Genomic DNA, 376 nt, shown 5'->3' with positions numbered 1-376 from the left:
AAAGCATTTTATTTTACGACCAGATAAACCGGCGTTTTATTGCATTTCCGAGCCAAAAGTACGAAGCGGTTTTGAGTCGGATAATGCGTAAATACAAACTGTTACAGCGGTTCCAACGATTCAGTCTTAACTGGAAACGCTGTAAAAGGTGATGCAGAGCGGCCAAAACCGCTCTGCATCATAATCAAACTATTCAGGCAGCTACTGAGCGTGCCAGACGCGGCAGTGCTTCAACCAGTTCACGCCAATCCGTGCGCTCTGCTTCACCTTCATGACGCTCACCAAAGAACTGCGCGATCATTTCGCCCTGTGCATCGTAAGCTTCCAGCGACGTTACATGACCGTCTTTAGTTGGTTTGCGAACTGCCCAAACACT

The 376-nt window shown here is 47.9% G+C and carries 1 protein-coding gene; it reads right to left on the bottom strand.

Features of this window, described 5'->3' with window-relative positions; all coding sequences use genetic code 11:
* Nucleotides 1–193 precede the first annotated feature (193 nt).
* On the bottom strand, nucleotides 194–376 hold a 183-nt coding region (locus HBA93_RS19210), incomplete at its 5' end, for a ChuX/HutX family heme-like substrate-binding protein (protein WP_286202071.1).

It is taken from the genome of Ochrobactrum sp. SFR4, assembly GCF_019730395.1.
Classification (GTDB): Bacteria; Pseudomonadota; Alphaproteobacteria; order Rhizobiales; family Rhizobiaceae; genus Pseudochrobactrum.
Note: the sequence above shows the minus strand (reverse complement) of the source record. Positions and strands in the feature narration are given on the sequence as shown.